The organism is Niallia yueguangensis, assembly GCF_052663115.1.
On sequence record NZ_JBQTCX010000002.1, the window covers coordinates 314,249 to 327,250 of the forward strand.

Annotated in this window: 13 protein-coding genes; 5 read left to right on the plus strand and 8 right to left on the minus strand. The window is 33.3% G+C overall.

All coding sequences use genetic code 11. The features are described from left to right. Positions 1-9 precede the first annotated feature (9 nt). The gene (locus tag ACTYA4_RS03085) at positions 10-480 is read right to left on the minus strand and encodes an Lrp/AsnC family transcriptional regulator (protein ID WP_443481976.1); all 471 of its coding nucleotides are present in this window, start codon (positions 478-480) and stop codon (positions 10-12) included. 629 nt (positions 481-1,109) lie between these two features. Between ACTYA4_RS03085 and ACTYA4_RS03090 the strand changes: the two genes are divergently transcribed. Together ACTYA4_RS03090 and ACTYA4_RS03095 are read left to right on the plus strand one after the other, a co-directional pair. Further along, a complete protein-coding gene (locus ACTYA4_RS03090) occupies positions 1,110-2,057 on the plus strand; it encodes a DMT family transporter (protein ID WP_443481975.1) in 948 nt (315 codons plus the stop codon). Between the two features lie 387 nt (positions 2,058-2,444). After that, positions 2,445-3,614 (plus strand): MFS transporter, encoded by a 1,170-nt coding sequence (locus ACTYA4_RS03095; protein ID WP_443481974.1) that lies wholly within the window; start codon positions 2,445-2,447, stop codon positions 3,612-3,614. A 96-nt stretch (positions 3,615-3,710) separates the two neighbouring features. Here ACTYA4_RS03095 and ACTYA4_RS03100 read toward each other — a convergent pair whose 3' ends face one another. The 5 genes from ACTYA4_RS03100 to ACTYA4_RS03120 form a co-directional block, all read right to left on the minus strand. Next, entirely contained in the window at positions 3,711-4,265 is a 555-nt protein-coding gene (locus ACTYA4_RS03100) for a TetR/AcrR family transcriptional regulator (protein ID WP_443481973.1), read from the minus strand. Positions 4,266-4,311: 46 nt separating this feature from the next. Further along, positions 4,312-5,505, minus strand: a complete 1,194-nt coding sequence (locus ACTYA4_RS03105) for an MFS transporter (protein WP_443481972.1) — start codon at positions 5,503-5,505, stop codon at positions 4,312-4,314. Next, entirely contained in the window at positions 5,502-7,097 is a 1,596-nt protein-coding gene (locus ACTYA4_RS03110) for a GH3 family acyl-acid amido synthetase (protein WP_443481971.1), read from the minus strand. Before ACTYA4_RS03110 ends, ACTYA4_RS03105 begins: the two co-directional genes overlap by 4 nt. 254 nt (positions 7,098-7,351) lie before the next feature. Then, entirely contained in the window at positions 7,352-9,094 is a 1,743-nt protein-coding gene (locus tag ACTYA4_RS03115; protein WP_443481970.1) for a sensor histidine kinase, read from the minus strand. Continuing rightward, positions 9,081-9,803: a response regulator transcription factor gene (locus ACTYA4_RS03120; RefSeq protein WP_443481969.1), complete on the minus strand. Its 723-nt coding sequence runs from the start codon at positions 9,801-9,803 to the stop codon at positions 9,081-9,083. The genes ACTYA4_RS03115 and ACTYA4_RS03120 overlap by 14 nt, the downstream gene beginning before the upstream one ends. 146 nt (positions 9,804-9,949) lie before the next feature. On the opposite strand from ACTYA4_RS03120, the gene ACTYA4_RS03125 reads away from it, so the two are divergent. From ACTYA4_RS03125 to ACTYA4_RS03135, 3 genes are read left to right on the plus strand one after another with little or no spacing between them, the layout of a single operon-like run. Beyond that, complete coding sequence (locus ACTYA4_RS03125; RefSeq protein WP_443481968.1) at positions 9,950-10,144, plus strand: hypothetical protein; 195 nt, start codon at positions 9,950-9,952, stop codon at positions 10,142-10,144. 2 nt (positions 10,145-10,146) lie between these two features. After that, entirely contained in the window at positions 10,147-10,836 is a 690-nt protein-coding gene (locus tag ACTYA4_RS03130; RefSeq protein ID WP_445505498.1) for an ABC transporter permease, read from the plus strand. Next, the gene (locus tag ACTYA4_RS03135) at positions 10,836-11,741 is read left to right on the plus strand and encodes an ABC transporter ATP-binding protein (RefSeq protein WP_443481966.1); all 906 of its coding nucleotides are present in this window, start codon (positions 10,836-10,838) and stop codon (positions 11,739-11,741) included. The genes ACTYA4_RS03130 and ACTYA4_RS03135 overlap by 1 nt, the downstream gene beginning before the upstream one ends. Positions 11,742-11,832: 91 nt before the next feature. Here ACTYA4_RS03135 and ACTYA4_RS03140 read toward each other — a convergent pair whose 3' ends face one another. Next, positions 11,833-12,201: a dehydroquinate synthase/iron-containing alcohol dehydrogenase family protein gene (locus tag ACTYA4_RS03140; protein ID WP_443482015.1), complete on the minus strand. Its 369-nt coding sequence runs from the start codon at positions 12,199-12,201 to the stop codon at positions 11,833-11,835. 88 nt (positions 12,202-12,289) lie between these two features. After that, complete coding sequence (locus tag ACTYA4_RS03145) at positions 12,290-12,928, minus strand: DUF6198 family protein (protein WP_443481965.1); 639 nt, start codon at positions 12,926-12,928, stop codon at positions 12,290-12,292. Positions 12,929-13,002 lie beyond the last annotated feature (74 nt).

Sequence of the window (13,002 nt, forward strand, 5' to 3'; positions counted from 1 at the left end):
ATCTTGTTCCTATATAGGTAATACTGTAGTACTTTTAATTTCTCTTAGGGATAAGCTAGTTTGAATTTTTGTAATACCAAGTTCATATAATTTTCTTCCAAACATCTCTAATTCCTTCCGATCTTTGTTAACCACTTTTATAAGAAAATCATATTCACCTGTTAAAGCATGACACTCTAATATTTCAGGCATAGATTCTAATGCCTTTTCCAAAGCCTCCAACTTCTCAGCTTGGTGCATATTCACACTGATAAAAACGAAGCATGATAAATCAAATCCTAGCTTTTCATGATCTAAAATAGCTACTTTTCTTTTAATAAAACCTTCTTTTTCTAGACGTTTTATCCTTGAATGGATAGCTGGTGGAGATAAGTTCACACGTTTTGCCAGCTCAATATTACTCAACTCTGCTTGTTTTTGTAGTAAATCTAAAAGTTGAATATCAACATTATCTAAAACTTTACTTACGATAGATTCCATTAAAATTACTCCTTTACAAATATTCTAAAAACATTAATGTTTGAATACTTAAAGTGAATTTAATTTTGCAAAAACGATAAATACTTTAAATTATTTTAAGTTTATTAGATTATACCGAATAATAAAGTTATAAATCAACTTTAATGTTAAAATAATTAATAATCAGATAGTGAGGTTAACATGTCATAGTGGCACAATCACATTAATCTTTTCACTTACACTTATTTGTTATCACGCTTAAACCAAAGTTACTTTAGAAAAATCGGACAAATTCGAAAAGTATAGCTGAAGTGAAAAAATATATTAATAATCTCAAAAAATCTCTAAAACAACCGGGTAGTTACTCATCATTTATTTTTTATTTAGGCTGTTTTCTCAAAGTTTGTTGTTTTTTACATAATACATTTAGAAATGCACTTCTTAGCAGCCTGCATACACGTACTCCTGTGGGAATGCGAGAAAGACGAGACCCCGCAGGAGCGTATGCGACGAGGAGGCTCGACGCTCGCCCACGGAAAGCGAAGGGTATGCAGGCTGCGCGTTTAAAAGCAACAATCTATACGAAAACAGCCTTTATTTAAGAAGATTAATCTTAACAATGTTTATGTTGAAGAAATGGAGGAAGTTTAATGGTTTATAAAGCTTGGATCTCTCTCTTGTTATGTAATTTTTTCTGGGCTACGAATATTTTATTCAGTCCACATTTATTAACTAAATATAGTCCGATATGGATCACTGTGGTACGTTGGATTGTTGCTGTTGCTGTTCTTATTCCGCTTGCTCAAATTTATGAAAAACCTGATTGGAAAGAAGTAATAAGGAAATCGTGGTTTAAACTATTACTTATGGGGTTACTTGGAGGTTATCTTTTTACTTACTTTACTTACTTTTCATTAAAGCATACTACACCTACCAATGTATCTCTAATTACTGTATTAATTCCTGTAAGTGTTGTTGTATTTAGTTATTTCTTTTTAAAAGAGAAGATTACTTTTATTCAAGGTATTGGAATTGCTACTTCATTATTAGGTGTAATTATCATCATTAGTTCTGGATCACATTCTAATTTTTCCCATAATAAATTAAATATCGGGGACTTAACAATGTTTATAGTCGTGTTAAGCTGGACTTTTTACACCATTATTGGGAAAAGTTTATTACGTGTTAATCCAATTACCACAACGGCTATTTCATCTTTATTTGGTCTATTTATAATGATGCCTTTTCTTTTATTTTCAAAACCAATAAGTATTCATCAAGTAAACATTGCTGATATTGGAAGTATCCTATATCTTGGTATCTTTTCAACAGTTTTTGCCTTTATTTTATGGAACCGATCAGTTCCTGTAGTGAGCACAGTTAAGGCAAGTATTAGTATGAATTTAGTGCCGGTATTTACGGTAGTAATTACCTTACTATCAGGTGAAACTATTACTTCCATGCAGATATTGGCAGGTGCAATAGTCATAGTCGGTGTATGTTTAACAAGTTTAAAGCTAAAAACAAAAAAATTATGGAGAAGTAGTTTACGAAAAACAAATATATATGAATATAGACCTAAATACAAAAATGGATAGTAAAGATATGGTGTATGCCATTAAGGGGAAATATTTCCTAGTATTGAGGGTATCTCCGTTAAATCCACATGGATTAAAGGTAAAATAAACAGATGGAAAAGCTGGAAGAGTGCAGATGATAAAATAGGGTGTCTCATAAGCCGAGATTTTCCGGTTTTGGACACCCTTTTTGTATAGGACAAAACGGCTGTGATTTCCAAGCAAACTGTTCTACAGAAGATTTATGTAGGATACCCTTATCTTTTTGTGCTATTTGCTAATGAATGTATAGATTTAAATCCAGGTAGTTTTTCTGAAAAAGTTTGAGCAATATACAAGACAGCAAAAGGAAGATTTTTATATAATGATGCTATTTAGTATTAAATAAAAATCGAAGGGGTGATCGTATTGACGAAGAAATACCCGATTGCACTATGGACATTGGTTGTAGGTGCGTTTGCAATTGGGATGACAGAGTTTGTTATTATGGGGTTGTTACCAGAGGTAGCTCATGATGTTCATTCTACTATTCCCGCTGCGGGGCAGTTAATTACTGGCTATGCATTAGGTGTAGCAGTTGGCGGTCCGATTCTTGTTCTTATCACGTATAAAATGTCGCAAAAAAACTTATTAATGCTGCTGATGCTCATCTTCTGCATCGGTAATTTAATGGCGACTGTTGTGGAGAGTTATAGTTTGTTAATGGCGTCTCGTTTAATCACGTCACTTGCTCATGGCTCTTTTTTTGGTATCGGTGCTATTATGGCAGCGAACTTAGTAGAGTATTCTCGCCGTGCAAGTGCAATGGCGCTCATGTTTACAGGCTTGACGGTTGCCAACATATTAGGTGTTCCTTTTGGGACATTTATCGGACAGCAATTAGGATGGAGAAGCAGCTTTTTAATCATTGCAATCATTGGTTTTATTACATTAATAGGCATTTTCCTGCTTGTTCCGAAAAATGATGAACAAAAGAAAATCAATATAAAACAAGAGTTACTCGTATTAAAAAGCGGCAACCTATGGCTGGCGTTGCTTATCGCCATGTTTAGTTTTGGCAGTGTATTTACGTTGGTAACGTATATTACGCCCGTTTTGACCGATGTAACCGGATATCAATCCTCTACCGTTTCCTGGCTGTTAGTTGTATTTGGTTTAGGAGTAACTGCTGGAAATATTGTAGGCGGAAAGATGGCAGATTGGAATATTAATAAATCACTTTTTATTATTTTAAGTGCCTTTGTTGGCTATTTATTCTTGTTTTACTTCCTCCAATTCTCCAACATTCTGATGGTACCAGGAATATTTATCTTTGGAGTCTTAGCTTTTGCAATGATTCCGATGCTGCAGTTTCGGATATTGGGAGTATCCGCAGACGCTCCGACGCTTGCAAGTACCTTAAATCAATCCGCACTGAATTTAGGAAATGCAGGAGGTGCCTTTGTCGGCGGCTTATCTGTTAAGTATTTGCCGTTACAAGACTTAGTGTTAGTCGCACCATTTATTACAGTCATCGGACTCGCATTGTTTTATGTGCAAGTGAAAACAACAAAGATAAGTACTGCGTTAGAGGAATAGCATGGATGGTGCCTGCGCATCACTTGAAGTTTCTCGAAAAAAATAGGGTGGTGCACTAGTCACTACCCTGATTTTATAATTATCTCCTCTGCCTAACTAGTCATTTTTCCTAATACCATTCATAATTAAGTCAACACTTGATAGCAAGGCTTGCTTTAATGTAAGGTCGTTATCAATGAGAAAAGAAGGATTATAAATCATAGAGCTTATTTTTTCCAACATATAACTAACAATAGTAAAATCAACAGTTGCTCTGATTAGTCCATCATCTTTAGCATTTTCTAAAATTTCTCGAGTTAAAGCAACTTTGAAAAGTCTGTACTTTTCAACTTTTTCCCATTCTTTCGGATAGGACCGTTCAGCCTCTTCAATAACAATTAAAGGAAGTTTAAAATCATGTGAAGAAAAGATAATGGCCTGTAATTTTTCATCTAATAGTTCTGCTTTGTCTAATTGTTTCAGCGTATGTTGTTTATCACTTTCTAATACTGCATCAAAATAAGCAGAAATAATGTCATTTTTACTATGGAAATAAACATAGATTGTTTTCTTGCTTATAGACAGCATTCGACTAATTTCGTCTAGTGTGAATCTTCTAAGCCCATACTTCTCAATAAGGTGTGATGCAGTTTCTAATATACGTTCTTTCAATTAATATTATCTCCCTTGCAATAATTTAGCTGTTTATATCAAACAATTATGAGGCAGATTGGCGTTGATGAATAGAAAAAGTTAAGACAATGCCAAAAAGCGCAATAATACTCGTTAGAATAAGTGCAAATTCAGTTTGAATGCCCCAGATTAAACCGGTCAATACCGAACCAATAAAAGAACCTAAATATTGAAAACTATTAAATATGCCATTTGCAGTACCACGACGATTCTCATCAATATCGTGATTTGCTTCATTCTGAGAAAGTGTTGCAATGCATAAATAACTTATCATAAATAGCGAACATCCAATTAGCAGCATGTAGAATGTATTATAAAAGCAACAGAATATACCTATTAAACAAATAATAGAAGAGATTCTTAGCAGGTGTAGACTATATCCCTTTTGTGCTAATGGCACAATCCATTTCATTACAATTAATGCAACAATAACAGCAGGCATAAATATTTTCCACATTCCATTTAGTCCTGTTATATGAACAAGATTCATAGGAATAACGTAGAAAACTGCTGTCATCATGTAATTATTAATAAACGATATAAAATTTAGAGAGAGAAACATTTTGCTTTTAAGCAATGATTTTATATAAGTAAAAGGTGCATCCAATAAATTGGTTTTTTTTACATTTTTTTCTTTTAAAAATAAAAAAATCATCATCCAGCTTAATGTAATAATAATGGCACAAATTAAAAACATATCATTCACTGATATAAAGACATGGATAATTGGACCAATAATAAAAGACAATGCAGCTGCAACAGCAATACTAGTGCTTAAAAAACTCATTGCTTTTATACGGTTATCACTGTTTATATCATTTGAAACCCACGAGAATACAACAGCAATAATGGCGCCGCTACCTTGAAGTGCTCTAGCTAAGATAAATAGATACATATTATGAACAACATAAGCCATTAATAATCCCAAAATAACTAAAAACAAACCTACTAGAATGACTTTTTTATTTCCAACATGATCGCTCCAGATTCCAAAAGGTATTTGGAAAATTGCTTGACCGAGCCCAAATATCCCTAGTGCTATACCAGCCAATAAAGGGGAGTAGTGTGTGAGTGTTTGACTATAAACAGAAAGAAATGGCATTACCATTGTCATAGCAACTTGTCGAATACTAACACCTAATCCAAGAATCATAATAAACATCCACTGGGTTTTTGAAAGTGATTCTTCTACACGATTGTTAGAAAGTGCAGACTTCATAAAATTCTTTCCTCTTCGTCTACCATTTTTGATTTAAATTTAGAACGTATTTCATATGGTAAATCCTCAAATAGTATATGGTCTGATTTTATAAGTTTACATGCTGTTTCTAAATCAATAATGGTTTTTACCTTTGAATGTCCAACAAACCCAGACTCTGCAGCCTTATTTTTTTCTATTTGTTCAAACGTTCCTGGTTTTAGTATGATGATATTTGCCGGTTTAATAATAGATTGTAATCCTTTGTAATAGGAGTAGCGATTTTTAGATAAAACCTCAACAAAATGGTTAATAAAATCTTTGACTGGTTCCTTTCTTATATTGAATAGTTCAATAGCCAAGCAGTGATGAGCCAACAATTGATCATCATTCCAACCAAAAAAGACAAATCTTTCTCCTGTTAATCCATATTTTTCTAAAGTTTTGTTCACGGCATAGGCGATTTCAAGTTCATTTAATTTTTCACCGGCTATATTAATCATTGTCGTAGTTCTACCTAGAACTTTAATTTGTGGAGGACACAAACTAACTAACTCAACAATATCCTCATTTGTAAATCGATAAAGTCCATTCGGTGCTGTAATGATTACTTCATAAGGTTTATAAAGCTGAGCATCTTTTAAACTATATATTTCACCATTTTCTAAATCTCTGAATTCAAAGAAATAAAGGTCTATATTTAAAGTCATTCCATTATCTTGTTTATTATTAGTAAAAGCATATGCTCCTTCTGTTCCAGCATAAAAATCAGCAACCCATACATTATCTATTAGGTAGTTTATCTTAGACTGAAATTCACTTTTCATAACACCGGTAGAAAGCATAAATCCAAAATCAGGCCATAAGTTATTTAAATTAATATCTCCATTTTCATCTAAACAAAAGCTAACTTCCTTATTATATTTAACCCAATCTTTACTATGAAATTTTATAAAATGTAAAAGGTGAAGTGAAAAACTGGTAATCCCTACAATTCCATTAATTTTATTATTAATAGCATATTTAGTAATTTGTAGTAATTTATCATCAAAATTATTTATATTATTTAGATGTTCTGGTACTACATTTTGAGAGGATAGGAATTTATTTTCTTTTGCAGCAATGCCGGAAATATAACCAACAGGAATGTTATGAATATATTTAGTAAAGGATGGTCCTACAAATGCAATAAAATTATTAGTTAGTATTCTTTTTTTAGTATTCGCAAGATAAGATATATAGTTTCTAATGGCACCTTCATTCCAATTTTTAATACTTGTTTTTGTATGTGGAATTAATTTTGGAGTTCCAGAGGAACCACTTGTTCTTGCCCAATAGATAATTGGTTCTTTTGTTAAAATGTTCATTTTATTTTGAGATTCTTCCAAGTAACTATGATAGTTTGAATAACAGTGAACTGGAACAGACTCCCTGTATTGATCAACAAACTTTAATTTATCAAAATGATATTTTTCACCAATATAAGTATCTTTATTTTTTAATAAGATGTTCTTCAAAATTCTTTCCTGAAGTTCTGTACCGTAAAAAACACGAGTATTAAAACGACTAAGTTTAAATTTAGAATAACTTTTAAATAAGTAATTTTTTAACATATTGACCCTCCTAAAAGAAACTTAGGAAACTTAATTATTATAATTAGTTTCCATCTGATGATACAATTATTGTTATAAAATGTCAATTGTTAATTGGTTAGTTGTTAAAATTGGTTAGCTATTTTTTAAACAAGGGTAAGTGCTATATTGGAGGAATTGCATGGATGGTAACTGCGCATCACTTGAAGTTTCTCGAATAAAATATAGGGTGATGCACTTAGACACCACCCCGATTTTATACTTAACTTTTTCTCTTAATTTTCCTCTTCCAACACAGGTAGTATAATGCGAACTGTAGTACCCTCATTAAGCTGGCTTTTTACATTAATGGATCCTCCATGAAGCTCGACTAATTTTTTTGTAATTGCCATTCCTAATCCCGTTCCATTATCTGAACTAGTTGTATCCGTACCACGGTAGTAGCGGTTGAACAACTTGGCAAGCGTTTCATTATCCATTCCTTTTCCATTATCTTTAATCGTAATCACGACTAGATGCTGTTCGATAAGAGTAACCGATACCGTAATCGTTGTCTGAGCTGGATTATATTTCATTGCATTAGCAATCAAATTATCAATTATCCGTTGAAACCATTTAGGATCAATGGAAGCTTCGACTGTTTGATGATAAGGATGAAAGATAAATTCTTTATCATCGCTTGTTGGATCATTGATATAGTGAATGACGATTCGTCGAATAAACTCGTTCATGTCTACTTTTTCTTTTGCGATAGGCAAAGCTTCATTTTTAAGTTGATACGTTATCGTTAAATCTTCAAGCAATTCTTTCATGTACGTTGATTTTTCTGCTATCGTACTAGAAAATGCTTTCACTTCCTCTTCTCTCCAACTATATTGTTTCGATTTGAGCATTTCTGCATATCCGCTTATGGTAGCTAGCGGTGTTTTTAAGTCATGAGATAAACCGCTTATCCATTCTTCCCGAGTCTGCGTTATTTTTAAGCTCTGTTGTTTGTTTTTTTGTAGTGTTTCCGTTAATTGGGAAAGTGTCACAATTAAATCTTTATATAACCGGTATTTTCTTTTCAGTTTGCCATTCTTTTTTAGCATGACAGGACGCTGATGTTGATCAAGGGGTTCTTGATAATTCCCATCGCCAAGGTTTTTAATCCAATTCATCATGGTAAGAAGAGGAATGCCAAATTTAGATGCATACCAGATTGTTCCCGAAATAAGCAGGATGAGCCCTAGAACAAATATAATAAATGTTGTACTTTTAACAGTTTTAAACAAATCTTCTTCAAAGTTAGAATAACTGTTAGAAGGATTTATACCTAATAGAATGGTTTGATCTGTTTGTTTATCATAGTATGAAAAAAACGTTTTATCCTCTTTATTGGACAATTTTTGTAATTGTTTAATAGAGTATTTTTTTGGTTGTTTTTCTGTCCCAGACTCATCTTTTACTTCTCCATCCGCATTAATCAATTGCACCCAGCTATTGTTTTCATTCATTTGTTGAATAGTTGAATGGGAGAGATTTAGTTGATGATGGTTCCAGTCAACTTCTGACTTGACTATTGGTAGGAGAATTGCACCGCTGTTTTCCTGCCCCAAAAAAAGAAGGAGAGGCTTCTCTGTATACTCGTGAATTTCCCAATAAGTATAGGTTACATCTGAATGCTCATCTTGCAGCATTAAAGAAGCTAGTACACTTTTACTCAAGTGATTAGGAAGTTGCATTGGAGCATTATAAGTACCGATAACATCTCTATTTAATGTTAAAACAACAAGCCAGCTATTTTGTTTCTTTGCCATTTTTTTTAATTCGCTGCTAAAAACCACTTTATTATTTTTAACATCAATTTTCCCATCGAAAAATAAACTATCCGCTTTTGATAAATCATTTTTGGCTTCTAAATTCATAGTAGAGAACCCGATGACTACCGAAAAAGTAATAAATACAATCAGGACAAGAGTAAACATAAAAATCAATTGTAAAAAAAACTGTACAATAAATCGTTTATGAACGTTCATGGTGATGATTCCCGCCATTTGCAACAAATTTATACCCAAGTCCCCGTATTGTCACGATATATTGGGGATTGCTAGGATCTTCTTCAATTTTTTCACGGAGCTTTCTAATGTGAACCATGATCGTGTTATCCTCTCCTAGAAAATCCTCTCCCCATACCTGTTCATAAAGCTGACTTTTACTAAAAAGCTGGTTAGGATGTTTACAGAAGAACAGCAGCAATTGATAAACTTGTGCTGGCAATGTAATGCTCTGACCATTAACGGAAACCTCACCTGAAACGGTATTTACCTTAATTTGGCCATAGTGGTACATTGTATTTGCAGCTTTTGGCATCTTTTCTGCATGTCTGCGCAAATGTGCTTTTACCCGTGCGACCACCTCAAGCGGGTTGAAGGGCTTCGTAATATAATCATCTGCTCCTAAAGCAAATCCTGAAAGTTTGTCTAGATCAGTGGAACGTGCTGTTAAAAAGAAGATCGTTGCATTGGTTATTTCCCTGATAAGGGGACAAATGTCGAAGCCGCTTCGATCTGGCAGCATCACATCTAAAAAGATTAAATCATATTGATTCATTTTGCATAAGGAGAGAGCACGCTCAGCTTCTGTTGCTGTGTCTATTTGTTTAAATCCTTCTTTTTGCAAAATAATCGTTAGCATTTGTAAGATAGCTTGTTCGTCATCAACAATTAATAGTTTGGCATTTTCCATAAGAAATTCTCCTAAATAATTAATATAAAAGTATCATAACATTCCTTTACTCAAAAAATAGAAATTAAGGAAAAATTAAGCTTTGCTTTCTATAGGAGTAAGGTAGAAACGTTATTCTAACTGTAGTACAAAAAAGAGGTGGGAGAATGAAAAAGTTTTTTAGGATAATCTCTACGATTGCAGCAATTATCATGCTGAGTAGACATGCAGGAATGCCGTTTGTATCTGAGTATTATTGGTGGATAGTGGCTATATTTCTGATTGGTCTAATTGGTCAAATTACATGGAGTATAGTAGATAAACAGAAGAAGCGAAGTTTAGATGAAGGAAGGAGAACGTAAGGATGTACGTTATTGGAAAAAGAGAATTTTTTAGCTTATTTAAGGGAATAAAGTCTATCATTATATTGATTATTTTATTGGCTACTTCCTATTATTCAGCAAAGTTTGCTAATTTAATTAAAAGTGGGATCGAGTTGCCAGCAAGTGAAGCAGAAGACATTCATACAGTCGGCCTCATGTTTCTTATCTTAATATTTGGCCAATTGTTTGTCATGAGTCTTTCACACGATAGCATGAACAGAGAGATTCATGAGCGAACAGTCCGATTTTTAGTAACGAGAACGTCGCGAACTTCCATTGTGATGGGAAAGTTTTTGGGGATTTGGATATTTTGGTTTGTATGTGTTTTAACTTCTTTTTTAATTATCAGCATTTTTGCGAAGAAGTTCGATGTTTTTCTTTTTTTACAAACAATGAGTTTATTAGCTTATCAAATAGCTTTTGCTATTTTGCTTTCTGTGCTTATTTCAAAGCCTGGAATTACGATGTTTCTTGGGATTGTGGTTGGACTTGTTTTCCCTATTTTAGGTTTTTGGATTACTTTAACATCGAATGTTTATGTAAGCTGGATAAAATATATTACTCCCTTTTACTATTTGGATCTAAATAATTATACTTTTCTAGTTGTACTAATATTTTCAGGAATACTTCTTATCATTGCCAATCAAATTTTTAAAAGGAGAGAGTGCTGATGAGTGTTGTAGTAGAAGTAAAACAATTAAGCAAATCTTATGGAGCTCATCCTGTTGTAAAAGGGATCGACCTTACGATAAATAAAGGAGAAATCTTTGGTTTCTTAGGACGAAATGGTGCGGGGAAATCTACTTTTATCAATATGTTGACAGGAATCATTCAACCAAGTTCCGGATCTTATATATTATTAGGTGAAAAAGGCCAAAATGATCGAGTAAAGCAGAAGATTGGTGTGATGCCCGATTATTCTACTTTTTATGCTTCTTCTACCGCTATGGAACATTTACGTTTCCTTTCTGCTCTTTCAGGTAATGCGGCATCAAAAGGAAGATGTTTGGAAGTATTAGAGGCAGTTGGTTTATCAGCACATGCAAATAAAAAAACGGGGAAATTTTCCTTTGGAATGAAAAAGAAACTGGGGATTGCACAGGCTCTTATTCATGATCCAGAATTAATATTTCTAGATGAACCTACCTCTGGAATGGATGTCGAATCTGCTATTCAAATTTATCGGCTGATTTTTGACCTTCAAAAAAGGGGAAAGACAATTTTTATGACTTCCCATAATCTTGATGAAGTAGAGAAGCTTTGTTCTAGAATCGCCATTATGAAAGAAGGAAAAATTGTTAAAATGGGAACAATGGATCAGCTTCGAGCCTTCTATCGATCTAATATTATCGCAAAGCTGAAATTTTCTCCTATACCAAAATCAGAACAGACTAATTTATTTCAATGGCTTGAAAACACAGGGACAGATTTAGAAATAAGAGATACCAATTTAACTATTACTGTAAACGACGAGAAAAAAATTGCAGAAATTATTCGAGCGTTCACACAGTGCAAAGTAGACATCTATCGAGTAGAAGTAGAGGAACCATCTTTAGAAGAAATATTTTTGGATTAGTTTTAGCGTAGTGCTGCTCGAGTTTGGTCGATAAAAGAAGGGATGAACTTTACTAGTTTAGTAGAGGTCATCCCTTTTTATTTAATATGTATTATTTCAAACTACTATATAACTCTTTTAAAGACTCTTTTGTTATTGTTACTGGGTTGTTCAACATATTAGGAGCAAAGCTGCCTTCAACAAGTTTGTCTAAATCTTCTTCTGTTTTGACGCCTGCATTTTCTAACGTCATTTTTAATCCCATTTCTTTTTTCATTTCGTCAATACGGTCTGCTAATGCTTCCGCATTTTTAAATCCAAGACGTTGACTAAAAGCATTTAAACGCTCTGATTCACTTTCCAATTGGCTGTTCAATTTCCAAAAAGAAGGAAGGGTCATCGCACATGCCTCGCCATGTGGAACGCCAAAATCTTGGGTTAGTGGATAGGAACAAGCGTGTGCAGCAGCTGTTTGTTTTATATATGTATTATTTCAAACTACTATATAATTCTTTTAAAGACTCTTTCGTTATTGTTACGGGGTTGTTCAACAATTAGCCTGCACTACTTTATGCTGAGTACGTATTTTGTTTTTGAATCACAATCCAGCGATTATAAAGGTCAATTAAAAATCCAATTCCAAACATAAATAACATCGTGCCTATACCAAGACCAGTTACATGGTGTTGAAAGAGAATAATAATAATGCTGATGGATATCGGAATTGACGTACAAAAGATTGTTCCTAATGTATAATTGTCCATTAGCTTCCCAAACGCCTTCAACAAATAGTCAGACGGCAAATAAACTGAGCTTGATTGAAAGTAAATGCATACAGCGACTGCAATAAGGTTAAACCCTATTAATAAATATAAACAAAGAATCCATATATTCTCCGGTACATACACAATGTGATGTAAGTACACAAACAAATCAATAAATATTCCAAAAACGAAGGTGAGAGCCATACTTTTGATAATTGTCACCACGGTAAATTTTATTTTCATTAAATAACTAAGTAAAAACGAACAGAAATTCAAAATAATAATGCAGACACCAATGGAAAACGGTAATATGGATACAAGGTTTTGCCCAGCAGCTGCCCAGGGGGCATTTCCTAGGTTAGCCATTATCATAAAGCTATTTCCTAAAGCATTTAACGTAATAGAACAAATAAACCATATTAAGTTCACAGGTAGACTTCTCATTATGACCTCCGATATTTCAAGGTATTTTATATCTATCATAGATTGGTATACTGCCTATCTAATTTTTCGTGACC